The 13,768-nt window shown below is 72.5% G+C and carries 14 protein-coding genes; 7 read left to right on the top strand and 7 right to left on the bottom strand.

The features are described 5' to 3' along the window. Positions 1-21: 21 nt before the first annotated feature. Positions 22-714, bottom strand: coding sequence for a DUF4142 domain-containing protein (locus OG985_RS22850; RefSeq protein WP_371674467.1), 693 nt, complete (start codon positions 712-714; stop codon positions 22-24). A 292-nt stretch (positions 715-1,006) separates the two neighbouring features. Here OG985_RS22850 and OG985_RS22845 point away from each other — a divergent pair, with 292 nt between their 5' ends. Then, positions 1,007-1,699, top strand: coding sequence for a DUF6445 family protein (locus tag OG985_RS22845; protein WP_371670194.1), 693 nt, complete (start codon positions 1,007-1,009; stop codon positions 1,697-1,699). A 15-nt stretch (positions 1,700-1,714) separates the two neighbouring features. On the opposite strand, the gene OG985_RS22840 is transcribed toward OG985_RS22845, so the two are convergent. Together OG985_RS22840 and OG985_RS22835 are read right to left on the bottom strand one after the other, a co-directional pair. Beyond that, positions 1,715-2,839 (bottom strand): M24 family metallopeptidase, encoded by a 1,125-nt coding sequence (locus OG985_RS22840; protein WP_371670193.1) that lies wholly within the window; start codon positions 2,837-2,839, stop codon positions 1,715-1,717. A gap of 175 nt (positions 2,840-3,014) precedes the next feature. Then, positions 3,015-3,551 carry an FxLYD domain-containing protein gene (locus OG985_RS22835; protein ID WP_371670192.1) on the bottom strand — a complete coding sequence of 179 codons (537 nt, stop codon included), beginning with the start codon at positions 3,549-3,551 and terminating at the stop codon, positions 3,015-3,017. A gap of 254 nt (positions 3,552-3,805) precedes the next feature. Between OG985_RS22835 and OG985_RS22830 the strand changes: the two genes are divergently transcribed. Continuing rightward, positions 3,806-4,312: a hypothetical protein gene (locus tag OG985_RS22830; RefSeq protein WP_371670191.1), complete on the top strand. Its 507-nt coding sequence runs from the start codon at positions 3,806-3,808 to the stop codon at positions 4,310-4,312. 71 nt (positions 4,313-4,383) lie between these two features. On the opposite strand, the gene OG985_RS22825 is transcribed toward OG985_RS22830, so the two are convergent. Further along, positions 4,384-4,755, bottom strand: coding sequence for a DUF6479 family protein (locus OG985_RS22825; protein ID WP_371670190.1), 372 nt, complete (start codon positions 4,753-4,755; stop codon positions 4,384-4,386). A gap of 398 nt (positions 4,756-5,153) precedes the next feature. Between OG985_RS22825 and OG985_RS22820 the strand changes: the two genes are divergently transcribed. Then, positions 5,154-5,357, top strand: coding sequence for a cold-shock protein (locus tag OG985_RS22820; protein ID WP_046247661.1), 204 nt, complete (start codon positions 5,154-5,156; stop codon positions 5,355-5,357). A 173-nt stretch (positions 5,358-5,530) separates the two neighbouring features. After that, positions 5,531-5,818, top strand: coding sequence for an SCO5918 family protein (locus tag OG985_RS22815; RefSeq protein WP_371670189.1), 288 nt, complete (start codon positions 5,531-5,533; stop codon positions 5,816-5,818). 25 nt (positions 5,819-5,843) lie between these two features. On the opposite strand, the gene OG985_RS22810 is transcribed toward OG985_RS22815, so the two are convergent. The 3 genes from OG985_RS22810 to OG985_RS22800 all read right to left on the bottom strand — a co-directional run bounded on the left by OG985_RS22810 (position 5,844) and on the right by OG985_RS22800 (position 10,054). Continuing rightward, on the bottom strand, positions 5,844-7,781 hold the full coding sequence (locus OG985_RS22810; protein ID WP_371670188.1) for a YncE family protein: 1,938 nt from the start codon (positions 7,779-7,781) through the stop codon (positions 5,844-5,846). 234 nt (positions 7,782-8,015) lie between these two features. After that, positions 8,016-8,675: a response regulator gene (locus OG985_RS22805; protein WP_371670187.1), complete on the bottom strand. Its 660-nt coding sequence runs from the start codon at positions 8,673-8,675 to the stop codon at positions 8,016-8,018. Next, positions 8,663-10,054 (bottom strand): sensor histidine kinase, encoded by a 1,392-nt coding sequence (locus OG985_RS22800; RefSeq protein WP_371670186.1) that lies wholly within the window; start codon positions 10,052-10,054, stop codon positions 8,663-8,665. The genes OG985_RS22805 and OG985_RS22800 overlap by 13 nt, the downstream gene beginning before the upstream one ends. Before the next feature lie 226 nt (positions 10,055-10,280). On the opposite strand from OG985_RS22800, the gene OG985_RS22795 reads away from it, so the two are divergent. From OG985_RS22795 to OG985_RS22785, 3 genes are read left to right on the top strand one after another with little or no spacing between them, the layout of a single operon-like run. Further along, positions 10,281-10,451 (top strand): hypothetical protein, encoded by a 171-nt coding sequence (locus OG985_RS22795; RefSeq protein WP_371670185.1) that lies wholly within the window; start codon positions 10,281-10,283, stop codon positions 10,449-10,451. Continuing rightward, the gene (locus OG985_RS22790; protein ID WP_371670184.1) at positions 10,448-11,203 is read left to right on the top strand and encodes an ABC transporter ATP-binding protein; all 756 of its coding nucleotides are present in this window, start codon (positions 10,448-10,450) and stop codon (positions 11,201-11,203) included. The genes OG985_RS22795 and OG985_RS22790 overlap by 4 nt, the downstream gene beginning before the upstream one ends. Before the next feature lie 6 nt (positions 11,204-11,209). Continuing rightward, positions 11,210-13,750 carry an FtsX-like permease family protein gene (locus OG985_RS22785; RefSeq protein ID WP_371670183.1) on the top strand — a complete coding sequence of 847 codons (2,541 nt, stop codon included), beginning with the start codon at positions 11,210-11,212 and terminating at the stop codon, positions 13,748-13,750. Positions 13,751-13,768 lie beyond the last annotated feature (18 nt).

The raw sequence follows: 13,768 nt of genomic DNA, 5'->3' as shown, positions 1-13,768 counted from the left end.
GGCCGCCCGGGCCCCCCGCTGTCACGAGGTCGGCAGTGGCTTCGGCGTCTCGGTGCTGTTGGGCGGCGGGGTCAGGACGACCTCCGGCTGGCCGGCCGGCGGGGCCGGCGGGGTCAGGTCCGACTTGGGCAGCTTCGGCGGGGTGGTCTGGGTGAAGAGGGACTGGTCGAAGTTGACCAGTCCGGTCTTCTCCATGACCGTGATGTGGTCGAGGACGGTCACGTTGGCCTGGTCGGCCAGGGCCCGCACCAGGGAGTTCTTGGTGGTGGAGCGGACCTTCGCGACCGTGTTGAAGATCGAGCCGTGCGTGATGCGCAGGATGTTGGCGAAGTCGATGTCGAACTGCTTGCCGGTGTCCGCGCTCAGCTGCGACACGAAGCCCTGCTGCTGCGGGCTCGCCACGTTGGGCAGCGTGATGTTGAGCATGGGCGCGATCTTGCGGCAGGTGGCGTCCAGGCCGGCGTGCCCGTCGACAAGGTGCTGGCTCGCCGTGAGGACCCCCTTGGTGGTCCCCTTCTGCAGGCCGATCTGCCCCACCGGGTACTCCCACAGCCCGGCCGCGCGCACCTTGACCACGAAGTCGCGGTCCGACTCCGTCAGCGGCCCCCACTGCGTCTGGGCGATGATCCGGTCCGGTGAACTGGAGACGGTACTGAGACCCAGCATCGAGGGATAAGCCAGCGCGGCCAGGGTCAGACCGAGGGCCCCGCCCACGAAGATCGTTCCCGTCGCGTTCCGCGAAAAGCGCACCATGCCTCCTGCCCCGTGGCGGTCCCGCCGGTGGGCGGGTCGGACACAGGGAAGTACGAGGGGGGCGACCGCGGAAACCTTTTGATTTGGTAAAGAGTGAGGCGGGGGCTGTGACGAGGGCCTCATCCGGGCGTGCGGGCCGGTCCGGCACGAGCGGTCAAAGCGCGCATAAGTCGCTCAGTGGACAGGCAAGTTGACGGAACGTTGACCGCGCTGCGGGAGAGTCGAGACGATCTCCCGCCCTACATTCGGCCGCATGCCCCCACAGCTCCCCAGAGTCCCCACGGCTCTTCCCATCCTCCCCGTCCTTCCTTACCGGAAGCCCACCAAGGGGCGGGACTACTGGGTCCTGGACGACGTCCTGCCCGACCCGGACGCCGTCCGGGAGCGCTGTCTCGCCAAGGACGACTGGATCGAGGGCCACCCGGACAAGCCGGAGGCCTGGCCGGGGCTGCGGGCCATGCCCGGTCTCGACGCGGCCGAACTCGGGTGCGTGGAGCGGCTGGTGCGGCAGGCGACCGGGGCCGGGAAGCTGTGGGTGCAGCGGGCGCCCGGCGGCGGAACGCTCAACCACAACTGCGTACAGGTCGTGGGCGAGGGCGAGAGCGAGCCCCGGCCGCACACCGACTCACGGGCCCTGTGCCGGTACGCGGCCGTTCTCTACCTCAACCCGGGCGTGCCCAGGGACTGCGGCACGAGTTTCCACCGGCAGTCCCTGCCGGGCGGACGGCTCGGCGGCAACGTCGTGCAGGCCCCGCACAACAACCTCGTCGAGGCGCTGGGCACCCGGTACGTCGCCGCCGACGCCTTCGAGGAGGACGTACGCGTGCCGCACCGGTACAACCGGCTGCTCCTCTACAGCGCCAACCTCGTGCACAGCGCGACCGGTTACTTCGGATCCACACTGGAGGAGAAGCGGATGACGGCGGTCTTCTTCTGGATGGCGTGAGGAACGGACGCGGGCTCAGGACACGATCGCCAGCTCGTGGGGGGTCGTGTTGAGCCGGCGCCCGGCGTCCTCGGTGCACGTCACGATGTCCTCGATACGCACCCCGAAGCGGTCCGGCAGGTAGATGCCGGGTTCGATGGAGAAGCACATGCCGGGCACCAGGGGCTGCTCCTCGCCCTCGACCAGGTACGGCGGTTCGCGGGTGGTGACGCCGATGCCGTGGCCGGTGCGGTGCGCGAACCGCTCGCCGTAACCGGCGTTCTCGATCACCGTGCGGGCCACCCGGTGGATCTCCTGGCAGGGCACACCGGGTCGTACGGCCTCGAAGGCCGCCTGCTGCGCGGCCCGCACGATGTCGTGGACCTGCCGCTCCTCCTCCGTCGGCTCGCCGACGTGGACCGTGCGGGTGGTGTCGGAGCCGTAGCCGTCGCGCAGGCCGCCGAAGTCCAGGACCACCATGTCGCCGGCCTCGATGGTGCGTTCGCCCGCCTCGTGGTGCGGATCGGCGGCGTTGGGGCCGGAGCCCACCAGGGTGAAGTCGACCTGGCTGTGGCCGTGTTCGCGCAGCAGCCGGGCCAGGTCGGCGGCCACGTCGGCCTCCCGGCGCCCGGCGAACCGTACGGAGAGGATCTCCGCGTACGCCGCGTCGGCCGCCGCGCCCGCCGCCGCCAGCCGCGCCACCTCGTGCTCGTCCTTGACCGCGCGCAGCATCGGCAGCACCACGGTCAGCGGCCGGTAGGTGGTCAGCGGCAGCGCCTCCTGGAGCCCCAGCAGGTGCACTGCCCAGGTCGAGTCGCAGACGCCGTAGTGGCCGTGCGGGCGCAGCAGTCCGGCCGCGGCGGCGTACGGGTCCTGGCCGTCCTGCCAGACGAAGGTGCGCAGGGCACCCGCCCCGGGCGCGGCCTCGGCGTCCGGTCGCTCCGCCGCCGGTACCAGCAGACGGGGGTCGGAGTCCGCGGTGAGCACCAGCAGGGTCAGGCGGCCGGTGATCGCCGCGGGCCGGTAGCCGCACAGCCGGACCAGGTCGGGGCCGGGAGTGACGAGCAGGCCCGCGAGCCCGGCGAGGGCCGCCTCCCGGGCGGCCCGGCTCATCCGGGCCGCGTAGTCCGCCTCGGTGAAGACCACCGGTGTCTCGCTCATCGCTCCGCCTCGTCGCCTGGAAGTCGCGTGGCCTGGAAGTCGCGTGGCCCGGGGGCCGCGCGGCCTCGGGGTCGCGCGGTCGCGAGGTCATGCCGCCGGGGAGTCGCGTCGCCCCGGAGCCGCGCGGCCCGGGGGGCATCCGGTCCGGGTGCCGCGTCGGCGGCGGCGGACCGGATCAGTACCGCACCGCCCGGCCCACCTTCGTCTTCACCTCGTCCTGGGCCTCCTCGGACAGCTCGCGGTTGCTGCGGGCGGAGGCCTTGCCGGACCCGCCGGCCGGCACGTCGGAGATGGTGACGACGACCACGTCGAGCAGCTTGCCGTTCCGGTCGGTGAAGTCGACCTGCACGGCGAAGGACTTCGCCGAATCCGCGGTGTTCTCCGCGGTGACCTCGACCGTCGTCCGTCCGTCGGAGTCGGTGTCCGGGCTGCCGAGCGTGACGGAGCCCTTCGCGTCGACCCCGCCCTTGATGTCGTCGAAGGTGCGGCCCGCCTCGGCCGTCGCCGACGCGTACGCCTCCGCGGCCCGCGAGGCCAGCGAGGACGCGGCGGCCGTCACCTCCGCGCCCGCCGAGCGGGCCGCCGAGGCGGCCTTGCTGACCGCGTCCGACGGGCTGTCGTCACCTGAGCAGCCGGCCAGCGCGGCGGCCACGATCGCCACGGCCGCCGTCAGCGCTCCGGCCGTCGTCCGGCGCGCACGATAACCGGCCATGTCGCCTCCAGAAACTTCGTCCGGGTCCGTCCCGGTGGGGTCCGCCCCTCGGCCGGTGTCCGTACCGGGCCGGGGTGGGAGGGGGTGTCTTCCGTTCCAGTGAAGATCGGCGGGGCCGGAGCCGCATGCCGGGCGTCACCCGTTCGGCGCAGCTCCCGTGGTGGCGGCACCGGTTCGGCCGGATCGTCGGAGGACCGACGACATGGGCGGACGGCGTACGAGACCCACCGCCCCGGAAGATATGGGGTACGGCCATGACCCAGCAGCCGCACGCGAAGCCGCCGACCGGCCAGGGGCAGACCTCCTCGGCCTGGGCCGAGGGGCACCAGCCGGCCGGCTCGGCACCCGAGGCGGGCAGCCGGGGCACGTCGCACGCGGGCTCCGCCTGGGCCGCCGGCGGCGCCGTCTTCGCCGGTGTCCTGATGCTGATGAACGGCATCCTGGCGATATTCCAGGGCATCTCCGCGCTCGCCAAGGACGACGTGTACACCCGCATCGGTGACTACGTCTACAAGATCAACTTGACCGGCTGGGGCTGGATCCTGCTGGTCCTGGGCGTGCTGGCCGTGGTGGCCGGTGCCGGCATCCTCAGGGGCGTCGCCTGGGCCCGCGTCACCGGTATCTTCCTGGCCTCGCTGAGCATGCTGGCGCAGTTCCTGTTCCTGCCGTACGCGCCGATCTGGTCGCTCGTCATGATCGCCATCGACTTCTTCGTGATCTGGGCGCTGGCGACCTACCGGCCGGCGGACAGCCGGGTCTGAGACACCCGAAGCGGGGCTGCCCCCGTCCGGTACGGACGGTGTGGCAGCCCCCGCGTCGTCTTCCGGGCCGGCTATGTGTGTCCCAGGCCACCGCTGCCGAAGGATCCGCTGGATCCCGGCAGCCAGCGTTGTCTCTGCTGGTCCTCTCCTCGTCTGGTCCCCGAGTGGCGGAGCTGGTACGGCATGAGCCGTTCCGTCTCGTCCGCGGCGACCGGGACCTCCTCGGCCTCCCGCATCTCCCGCATCTCGCGGACGGCACCGGTCGTGGGCAGCTGGGGCTGCTCCTCCGGCCGGGGTCTCGGGGACTCCTCGTCCCCGAGCTTGACGCCCAAGAGCACCGCCCAGACCAGGCCACCGGCGATGATCAGGCCACCTACGAAGGCGGCGAGCACGTTCAGTACGTCACCAGACGCGGCCGCCAGTTCAAACGTCGCCGTACTCATAGTCCGATTATCACCCGCTTGGCCGTAATGGCGACTCCTCGTCGGGTTTCGTCAGGGTGGCGGCCACCCGGGTGAAGCCTGGCCCCCCGTGAGATGGCCTCGCCCTGCCCCCGGTGCTCTCGACCTTCGGCTGTGTCACGGCCGGGACCTGCGGCGTCCCGGGGAGATCCGGCCGGGGCCGGGAGGGAAAATCTCATGTCTCTGGAGCAGGAATTCAGTCGGGGCCGGTGAGTTATTTTTCCACATATCCTTTCCGTGCTTTTCGGGTGCTAGGCTTGGGTCCTAGTTGCAGTTTTGGTTGCCATTTTGCTGACGGTTTTTCCCTGGCAGGTGATCATCACGGCGATGAGTGGGGTTCACGCGGTGTGAGCTCCCAGCACTGCCTCAGGAGTTATGACATGGCCACCGGTACTGTGAAGTGGTTCAACGCGGAAAAGGGCTTCGGCTTCATCGAGCAGGAGGGCGGCGGTCCCGACGTCTTCGCCCACTACTCGAACATCGCCACCCAGGGCTTCCGTGAGCTGCAGGAAGGCCAGAAGGTGACCTTCGATGTCACGCAGGGCCAGAAGGGCCCGCAGGCGGAGAACATCGTCCCCGCCTGATCTGCGCTCACACGGCGTAACACAGGGGCCCGCACCTTGGGTGCGGGCCCCTGGCTGTTTTCCGGATTAATTCAGCTTTCTACTTCTCCCTCTCGGCGCGGCTTGCGCCCGCGCTTCATCCGCGCTTCCCCCGCGCTTCCTTTCCCGTTCCGCTCGACCCTTGGTGAGGCACCGTGCGCTGCGTGATTGCCCGTTACCCCTTCGACCTGGTCAAGAGCGAGGTGGAGGCGTCGATGGCAGGCATCGCGCCGGAGCCCGTCACAGGCCCCTGCGTCGTCATCGGACGCCGCCTGTATCCGGTCAAGCAGGTGGGCGAGGTGATCACCCGTCAGGACCGCCGCGACTTCAGTGCCGCCGAAGTGAGCCGGGCGCTGATCAGCCTCGGCTTCACCTGCCACGAGACGCCCCCGCAGTCCGCGCCCGCCGCCGGCCCGCTGTCCGGGCCGACGACGAGCGACTGACGCGTCGAACCGCGCGTCCCGCGGGTCAGTTGGAGAAGTACAGGTACTTCCAGGAGCCGTACGTCGTCGAGTTCACGGTGTCACCGGAGGAACCGTTGACGTACACCGAGCGCATCCGCGCCTTGATGCCGGCCTCGTCCGGAGCCCCCAGGCGCACGGCCGACTTGCCGTTCGTACCGAGCGCGAAGTACTCCGAGTCGGCCGAGTACCACGAACCGTTGTAGTAGACCTGCAGGTCGAACCGCTGCTGGCGGCCCGGGTAGTAGGTCATGCTCGTGGTGAGCAGCGGGTCGGTGCTCTTGTGGAACCAGTAGTACGTGTGCGAGCCGATCCGGCCCGTCTTGTAGTGCTTGGAGACGGCCGTGGAGACCCTGACCCTGGCGTACGCCGTGGCCTTCGCCGACTTCGGCGCGTAGCGGGCGTCACCCTTGAAGACGGCGGTGACGGTCGTGTCGCGGGTCATGTCCACGGTGGCCGAGAGGTTGCCGTGGGAGTTGACCTTGCCGGTCTTGATCAGCTTCTTGGGCTTGTCGCCGCCGAAGGGGTCGGCCCAGATCTCGACCGTGCGGTTGCTGTACGTGGTGCCGAGGTGCGCCGTGAACGAGACGTCGGTCCCGTACTTGTAGATGTTGCCGTTCTTGTTCACGGACAGGGCCGTCGCGGCGCGCGAGACCGCGACCTTGTCCGAGGCGCTCGCCGAGGAGTGCTCGGCGTCGCCCGCGTAGCTGACCTTGTACGTGACCGTGCCGCCGGCCGGCGGGGTGTCGGTGAAGGAGTACGTGCCGTCCGCCTTCACCGTGACGGCGGGCAGCGCCTTGCCGTCCGGACTGGCCAGGTCGGTGCGGGTGACCTGGAGCTTCACACCGGTGGGCAGCGGCACCGTCGCCGACAGCTTGCCCTTGACGGTGAGCTTCTTGGCGCGCGGGGCGGACGACGGGGCGTTGACCGTGAGCGTCGGGGCGTTCAGCGTCGGGCCGGTGAGGGCCTTGACCACGTAGCCGCTGCCCGAGGGGACCAGCGCGAAGATCCGCGAGGAGTCCGGCGCCCAGGCCACATCGCCGGTGCCGGCGCTGCTGGTGGTGTAGGTGCGCACCGGCTGCGTGGCGTTCGGCTTGTAGACGGCCACCTTGGAGCCGCTGATCTGGGCGATCAGGCCGTTCGCGGCGATGTCGGCGCGCTGCCCGGACGGGTAGGAGCCGGCCGCCTTGAACGTACCGTCCGCGTAGGCGTCCCGGTCCTTGCCGTTGACCAGGACCTGCGAGGCGCCGGGCACCAGGTCGATGTCCCCGATGCCGCTGTTCAGCGAGTAGTCGCCCTGGTACCAGGCGACCTCCTGCGGGGTGGCGCCGGACACGTCGAGGACGGCCATCGAGTCCGTGGAGATGCCGGTCTCGCCGACGGCCAGCACGCCCGGCTGGTTCGGGTCGGTGTCGAGGAGCGCCTGGCCCCAGACCCTGTTCGAGTACTGCGCGAGCGCCACCGGGTCGGTCTCGCCCGCCGGGTCCACGGTCGGGTCGACCGAGCCCAGGTTGCCGTCCCACTGGTCGCCATAGGAGAACCAGAGCTTGCCGCCGGCGAAGGCGACGTACCGCGGGCCGGTGTTGGTGGAGACGGTGTAGCGGGTCTTGACGTCGAGGGTGGCCGCGTCGAGGGCCACGATCTCGTGCAGGTCGGGCACGGCCGCGTACAGCGTCGCGCCGTCCTCGGACAGCGCCAGGTCGGAGACCTGGCCGATGCCGCTCACCGAGTCGACGAGGGAGCCGGAGTAGTTCGCGGCCACGATCCTGCCCGCCGAGCTGTCGCCGACGAAGACCCGCTGCAGGGCCCCGTCCGCGACGATGCCGCCCGGCGAGGTGACGGTCGCCGAGGCGGCCGAGGCCGTGCCGGCCGCGACGACGCTCAGCGCCGCCGAGCTGAAGAGAACCGCGAGCGCCGTCGCGGTAGAGATGCTGCGCGTACGCACAGTTGCTGTTACCCCCACAAGGAAACCGGTGGGACACCGGTAGTTGAGAGCGCCGCGCAACACCCGGACGGGACCGCGGAGAGCGGTGACACCCGGGGCGCGGCTGCTATGCGCAGCGTATGGCATGCCTGTGACAGATGAGGAGGGGGTTTCTGTCGAGACCTGTGGGACGAGCTGGTCGAACCTGCGCGGGCTCTTTCGTGACGGTCCGCCCGTAGCGCGTCCCCCGTCCGCTCACGCCGGTCGGCGGACGTCCTCCAGGTACCGCAGGACGGCGGCGACGCGGCGGTCCACCCGGTCGGTGGGAGCCAGGTCCAGCTTGGCGAAGATGCTGCGGATGTGCTTGTGGACGGCGCCCTCGGTGACGACGAGCCGTTCCGCGACGGCCGTGTTGCCCAGCCCCTCGGCCATCAGGGCGAGCACCTCCCGCTCGCGCGGGCTGAGCCGGTCCAGCCGGGTGTCCTGACGGGAGCGGGTGAAGAGCTGCGCGACCACCTCGGGATCGATCGCGGTGCCCCCGGCCGCCACCCGCCGCAGCGCGTCGAGGAACTCCTCCACCCGCCCGACCCGCTCCTTGAGGAGATAGCCCAGACCGGCCACACCGCCGGTGAGCAGTTCCGTGGCGAAGGTCTGCTCGACGTAGGCGGACAGCACGAGCACCGCGAGGCCGGGCTGCCGGCGCCGGGCCTCGACGGCCGCCACGATCCCCTCGTCGGTGTGGGTGGGGGGCATCCGTACGTCGAGGATGGCGATGTCGGGCGCGTGCGCGTCGATGGCGTCCAGCACGCCGCCGGCGGTGCCCGCGGTCGCCACCACGTCGAGGGACTCGGCGCGCAGCAGCAGCGCCAGCCCCTCCCGCAGCAGCGGGTCGTCCTCCGCGATCACGATCCGCATGGCAGGTCCACCTCGAGGGTTGTCGGGCCGCCGGCCGGGCTGGCCAGGGTGAGAGTGCCGTCGTGTGCCGCGATGCGGCGCCGGATGCCGGTGAGCCCGGAGCCGCCGTCCTCGTCGGCGCCGCCGCGGCCGTCGTCGGTGACGCGCAGATGCAGCCGGCCGCCGTGCCCGCGGGCGGTGACGGTGGCGTGCCCGGCGCCGCTGTGCCTGGCGATGTTGGTCAGGGCCTCGGCGACCACGAAGTAGGCGGTCGCCTCGACGGAGGCGGCACAGCGGACGGGCACGTCGACGTCGATCCGGCAGGGCACCGCGCACTGGGCGGCCAGTCCGGACAGCGCGCCGGTCAGGCCCCGGTCGGCCAGCACCGGAGGGAGGATGCCGCGGGCCACCGTCCGCAGTTCGGCCAGGGCCTGTTCGGCTGCCGACTGGGCGCGTTCGAGGAGTTCGTCGGCGCCGGCCGGGTCGCGGGCGACCATGCGGCGGGCGGCGCCGAGCAGCACGGTGACGGTCACGAGCCGGTTCTGCGTGCCATCGTGCAGGGAGCGCTCGATGCGGCGCAGTTCGGTGGCGTGGGCGTCCAGGGCGGCGGCGCGGGTGGCGGTGAGTTCGGCGACCCGCAGGGACAGGTCCGTCTCCGGGCCGGCCGCGAGGAGCCGGCGTCCGGGCCGCGCCTGGAGCCCGGCCAGGCCGGGGGTGAGCCCGAGGATGATGGCGATCCAGCCCACGCCGAGGAGGACCACGGCGAGGGCGTCGGGCCAGGAGTGCGCGGACCCGATACCGAGCGACGTGCTCGTCGTGTTGTCGGGCACGATGCGCCACCACAGCGGGAAGGTGCTGTCGCGTACGGCGGCGAGCGGCAGCAGGACGCCGAACAGCCCGAGGACCAGCCCGACTGTGGCGTGCCGCACCAGCCAGCGCAGTTCGCGCCGGGTGACGGGGTCGGCGAGGGCGGGCCGCAGCCGCGTGGGCGGGGGCTTCGGGGCCGGCACCTCGGGGCCGTGGCGGCCCAGCCGTTCGCGTTCCCGGCCGGCCAGGGCGTTCAGGGCGCGCAGCACGGGGGGCGCCATGAGCAGGCCCACGCCCACCGGGCAGGTCAGGGCGGTGACGGCCGTCAGGAGCAGGACGCCCAGTGCCTGGGTCGCGGTGCCGAGCCCGCCGACGAGCTGTCCGAGCGCGGCGGACGCGTCGGCGAGGGCGCGCGCGAGGGCGTCCCGTGGACCGACGCGGCGGTCGGCACGGTCCTCGGGGCCGTGCTCGGGATCGTTGTCCGGGTCGTACCCGGGATCGTTCTCGGGGTCTTCCTCAGGGTGGGCGTAGCGGTCGGCGTCGCGGCCGACGACGCGCCCGGACGCAAGCTCATGCCGTCGCCGGATGGCCATGCCTGCTCCCTCCCCTCTCCCCCGACTCTGTCCTGATCGCTCCCGAACGACCTTATGGGGCCCGGCACTTCACGTCAGTCGTGGGGCCGGAAAGTACAGCCTGCTGTACCTCGGACCGGGCGGTTGGCGGGATCGGCCCGGAGGGGGTCCGGTCCATAGCGTCGGTGACGACGGACGGCGGCGTCGGGAACGCCGGCCGACGAGGAACCGAGCAGAGGAGATCCCCATGACGGACCCGGTACGCACACTGCTGTGGACGCTGCTGGTGGTCAGCGTGGTCGCCAACACGGTGGCGTCGTACGCCGGCGCCGGTACGGCCGTACACCTGGCCATCGGCGCGACGACGGCGGCCTGCGTGGCCGTCCTCGCCGTTCGTGGACTCCAGGGCCGGCGATGAGGGCGGCGACGCGCGCCGCGAGCACCGCACGGCGGGCGCCCGCCATCGCGCTGGCGGAGGTCGGCAAGGAGTACCCGGGAGGCGTGCGCGCCCTCGACTCCGTGTCACTGACCGTGGAACCCGGCACGTTCCTCGCCGTGATGGGCCCGTCGGGATCCGGCAAGAGCACGCTGATGCACTGTGCCGCCGGGCTGGACTCCCCGACCTCGGGCAGCGTCCGTATCGACGGCCGCGAGATCGCCGGCCTGAACGAGACCCGCCGTACCGAACTGCGCCGGGAGCGGGTCGGGTTCGTGTTCCAGGCCTACAACCTCATCCCGTCGCTCAGCATCGCGGACAACATCACGCTGCCCCTGCGGCTGGCGGGCCGGGCCCCGGACCGGGACTGGGTGGACATGTTGGTCGAACGGGTCGGCCTGGCCGACCGGCTCACCCACCGCCCGGCCGAACTGTCCGGCGGCCAGCAGCAACGGGCCGCGATCGTGCGGGCGTTGGCCGCCCTTCCGGCCGTCGTGTTCGCCGACGAGCCGACCGGCGCGCTGGATCTGCGCAGCGCCCACGACGTACTGGACCTGCTGCGCGAGCTCGTGGACGACCTGGGCCAGACGGTCGTGATGGTCACCCACGACCCGGCGGCCGCGGCCCGCGCCCACGAGGTGCTGGTGATGGCCGACGGCCGGGTCGTCGAGTCACTGGACGCCCCGACGGCTCCCCGACTGGCCGACCGGCTGGTCATGTTGGGGGAGAGGTAGAAGACGATGCTGCGTCTCGCGATACGTATGGCCGGGCACCGCCTGACCGCACTGCTGGCCGTGGCCTGCGCGATGCTCGGCGGCGCGGCCCTGATCACCGGCACCGGAGTGCTGGCCGAGTCCGGCCTGCGCTCCCACCTGCCCGCCGGCCGGCTCGCCGGCGCGGACGTGGTGGTCGTGGCCGACCAGGAGTTCCGTCCGGGAGGCGGCGACCTTCCGGTCGCACTGCCGGAGCGGCGCCGGGTCCCGGCCCGCCTGACCGCCGAACTGGCCGCGTTGCCCGGGGTCACCGGGGCGGTCGGCGACCTCGGCTTCCCCGCCGCTCTCGTCGACACCCGGGGCCGGCCCGTCCCGGCGGTCCGGGATCCCGCGACGGCGGGCCACGGCTGGTCGTCGTCGCGGCTGTCGGCCGTCGCGCACGTCGAGGGCCGCCCGCCGGACGGTCCCGGCGAGGTGGCCGTCGACCGCGCTGTCGCCGCCGCGGCCGGGCTCCGGCCCGGCGACCGGGTCAGGATGGTGGCCGCCGGCCGGCCCGTCGCCGGATACCGGGTCTCCGCGGTGGTCGACGCGCCGGACGCGGGCTTCCTCTTCGCCGACCCGACGGCCCTACGCCTGTCCGGTCGCGGCAGCGGAGCCGCCGCCGTCGACCTGATCGGCCTGCGTACGGCACCCGGCGCGCAGGAGCGGGTCGCCGCCGAGGTCCGTACGAGACTGAAGGGCACCGGCCTGCTGACGGTCACCGGCGGCGGGCGCGGCAACGCGGTCGCACCCGGCGCGGCCGCGTCCCGCTCGCTGCTGCTCCTGCTGTCCGGTTCGCTCGGCGGGATCGTCCTGCTGATCACCGGGTTCGTCATGGCCGGCGCGATGGCGGTGTCGATCGGCGGGCAGCGCCGCGACCTGGCGCTGATGCGGGCGGTCGGCGCGACCCCGCGACAGATCCGCCGGCTGGCCGCGGCCCAGTCCACCGCGGTCGCTGCCGTGGCCGTGGTCCCCGGTGTGGGGCTCGGCTATCTGCTGGCCGGTCAGTTCCGCCGGCTGCTGAGCGACCGCGGTGTCATCCCCGCCGAACTCCCGCTGACCGTCAGCCCGTTCCCGGCCCTCGCGACGGTCGTCCTGTTGGCGGTGGTCGTGCAGCTCTCGGCCCGCGGGGCGGCCTGGCGCACCTCGCGAATGCCCGCCACGGAGGCGGTCGCCGAGTCGCGCAGCGAACCCCGCGGCCCGTCGAGGGTCCGCACCCGCGTGGGCCTGCTGGTGATCGCCGCGGCGACCACCCTGTCGGCGACACCGGTCTTCTCCCGCACGGTCATCGGCGCGACGGCCACCTCCATCGCGGGCATCCTCGGTGCGATCGGCCTGGCCCTGGCCGGGCCGGCACTCGTGCGGGGCGTCGGCTCGCTGGCGGTCCGGCGCACCGGGGCCGCCACGTCGGCCCCGACCTGGCTGGCGATGTCCAACGTCCGCGCCTACGCCCTGCGCAACGCGGGCATCGTCAGCGCCCTGGCCATGGCGGTCGTGTTCGTCCTGACGTACACCCTCACCCAGACCACGGTGCTGGCCGCCACCGCGCGGGACACCCGGACCGGCACCCTCGCCCAGCAGCGGCTCACCGCACCGGGCCTGGGCGGACTGCCCGCCGGCACGCTCTCCGCCGTACGGCACACACCCGGCGTACGGGCGGCGGCCCCGGTCGGCTCCACCACCGTGATCTGGCGCTACGAGCTGTTCGGCGACCCACAGACAGAGGCGGACACGGCGATGATCCTGACGCCGGCCGCGGCGGACGTCCTCGACCTGGACGTCCGGAAGGGCAGCCTCCGTCGCCTCACCGGGCACACCATCGCCGTCAGCAGCGAGGTCGCCCGGACCCGCGGGGCGCAACCGGGCCGGCACGTGAGCCTCGTCCTGGGCGACGGGACGAAGACCGACGCCGAAGTGGTCGCCGTCTACGGCCGCGGTCTCGGCTTCGGCGCCGTGGTCCTGTCCGGCGACCTCGCGGCCGGACACACCACGACGACGCTCGACCAGTCCGTCCTGATCCGCACCGACGGCACGGCCACGGCCGAGCGCGACCTCACCGCCCTCGCGGCCTCCCGGCCCGGCCTGGAACTCGGCAGCACCGAAGCACCCTCCGCCGACGGCCTGGAGGACGCCCCGCCGGAGCTGTGGATCAACCTGGCCGCCATCGTGATCCTGCTGGTCTATCTCCTGCTCAGCATCGCGAACAAGCTCGTGGCCGTCACCGCACAGCGCCGCACCGAGATGGCGGCGCTGCGTCTGAACGGCACCACACCGCGCCAGATCCGGGCCATGATGCGCCGGGAGGCCGCGGTCACGGCCGCCACCGCCCTCACCACGGGCCTGCTCCTGTCCGCGATCCCGCTGACCCTCCTGGGCCAGTCCTTCCTCGGCCGCCCCTGGCCCGCGGGCCCCGTCTGGCTCCTCCCGGCCCTCGCCGCCACGATCACGGCCACCGCCTTCCTCACCACGGAACTCCCCACCCGCAGCGCCCTGCGGATGCCGGCCGCGGATGTGGTCCGCGGACAGTGACGCCGGTACGGGACGGCG

Source organism: Streptomyces sp. NBC_00289 (genome assembly GCF_041435115.1).
In the GTDB taxonomy this organism is placed as follows: Bacteria; Actinomycetota; Actinomycetes; order Streptomycetales; family Streptomycetaceae; genus Streptomyces.
The sequence above is the reverse complement of the archived record's forward strand: the minus strand, read 5'-3'. Positions and strand labels throughout refer to the sequence as shown.